The organism is Polynucleobacter sp. 35-46-11 (genome assembly GCF_002281105.1).
The window spans coordinates 1-1,573 of the sequence record NZ_NCFJ01000556.1 but is presented as its reverse complement, the minus strand read 5'-3'; the positions used below and the strand labels follow the sequence as shown (position 1 = coordinate 1,573).

3 protein-coding genes are annotated in these 1,573 nt (G+C 45.8%); 1 reads left to right on the top strand and 2 read right to left on the bottom strand.

What is annotated here, in order from left to right; all coding sequences use genetic code 11:
• On the bottom strand, positions 1–222 hold a 222-nt coding region (locus B7Y67_RS17555), incomplete at its 3' end, for a polymer-forming cytoskeletal protein (RefSeq protein ID WP_293599732.1).
• A gap of 82 nt (positions 223–304) precedes the next feature.
• The gene (locus B7Y67_RS17550; protein ID WP_293599731.1) at positions 305–664 is read right to left on the bottom strand and encodes a hypothetical protein; all 360 of its coding nucleotides are present in this window, start codon (positions 662–664) and stop codon (positions 305–307) included.
• A 220-nt stretch (positions 665–884) separates the two neighbouring features.
• Here B7Y67_RS17550 and B7Y67_RS17545 point away from each other — a divergent pair.
• Positions 885–1,573, top strand: a 689-nt coding sequence (locus B7Y67_RS17545; protein ID WP_293599730.1) for a helix-turn-helix transcriptional regulator, incomplete at its 3' end; no start/stop codon positions are given.

Sequence of the window (1,573 nt, the reverse complement as noted above, 5' to 3'; positions counted from 1 at the left end):
ATTGGTCACATGGAGACCTTGCGTCACTTCGCCACGAATTTCAACCACTTCAGCATTGATGCGACCATTCACAATTCCGGAAGTATCAACTAGTACTTCTTTGGTATTGAGTTCGCCTTCAACTAGACCTGCAACAACTGCCATTTCTGGTACTTCAAAGGTGCCCTTGACAATAACGCCCTCACCAACAAAAAGGGAGCCTTTTGGATTGTTATCGGTCATAGTAAGTTTCCTGAGGTAATAAATATGGATTGATCATATAGCAATTAAAGAGTTTTATGGGCAGCTGTGCTACTGGCTTGCCCTACATTGGGGCCGGTTTTTTCCCGGTGGTAGGGGTGGATAGCTCTGAAAACTGCTCTTTTAACTCTTTCAGTGAGTTAATTTTGCTTTCAATATGGGGGATTTGTTTTTGAAGTGCCTGGAGATTCTCGCGATAGTGGGCTTCAACCTCATCCATTTCCTTGCGCGTAATGACACCTCCCATTTCCTTGGTCATTTCAGGGCTAAATCGAATGGCCACCCTAAACCCTAAGAAGTGAATGCCAATGCCAAAAAGAATAAATGCGCTAAAGGATAAAAAGGCGATCTTGATCGCCGTTCTACCGGTTATCTTGACTTGCTTCATGGTCGATGTAGACCCAGAAATCCAGATGAGCTGCATTTTTTGCTATTAATCCTCTATTTTCTTGGGGTATTACCCTTAATTGAGGGTGATTTTAACATTTTGGATCAATTTTGAAGGGTTTTTTGAGCCTAAATTGCTTACTATCAATAGGCCAATTTGCTAGTATCTATACATAAATAAAACAATATGGAGATAGGATCACCCAATCTTTACTCCTGCTTGTATTTTTGCGGCGAAGTAAATTGAGGAAAATGGCATGTCGCCAGTAAAAAACAACCCCTTGCCAGATGTGATTGGAGCCAGGCTAAAAGCAGCCAGGGAGGCTCGCAAGCTCGAGCGCGTGGAGTTGGCGAACTTATGTTGCTTGTCTGCCAAAATGATTTTGGAGCTGGAGGAGGGTGGCATGAGCTCTTTCTACAGCTTCCCCTTGAAGATCAGTGCAGCAAAACGGGTGGGTAGTTTTCTGAATCTCACTGAGTCTGATTATTTGTCATTTCCGCAGCCCCCTGCTGAGCCTGTTGAGGGTCTTGAGGGTGCAACGCCTGAAGCGGAGGACTTGGCTAGAACTGAAGTAGCTCCAGCAGAGTTAAATCCTACATCTGCGCAAGATGAGGTTCTTGCTGGATCACGCGATCCAGCCATCACCGAGCGATTAGAGTGGCAGGAGTTGTTAACGGAAAAAGTGGGTGGAGATGTTTCTGGACCAGAGGCTGGTGGTCGCTTTAGCTTTTCCCTCAGACCAGTACTTTTTCTGTCCCTGGGGCTAGCTATTGGTGGGCTGTTGTTTGGCCTAAATACGAAATATGACTTGGTATATCAAGTTGCAGCCCTCATGGAGACTAAGCCTACGCCCCCACCTGCTGTTCCAGTAGAGAAAGCGTCTAAAGAGGCTGCTGATGAAGGTAAAGCGCAAGTGCAGCCTGACCCAGCATTGAGCCAGGAAGT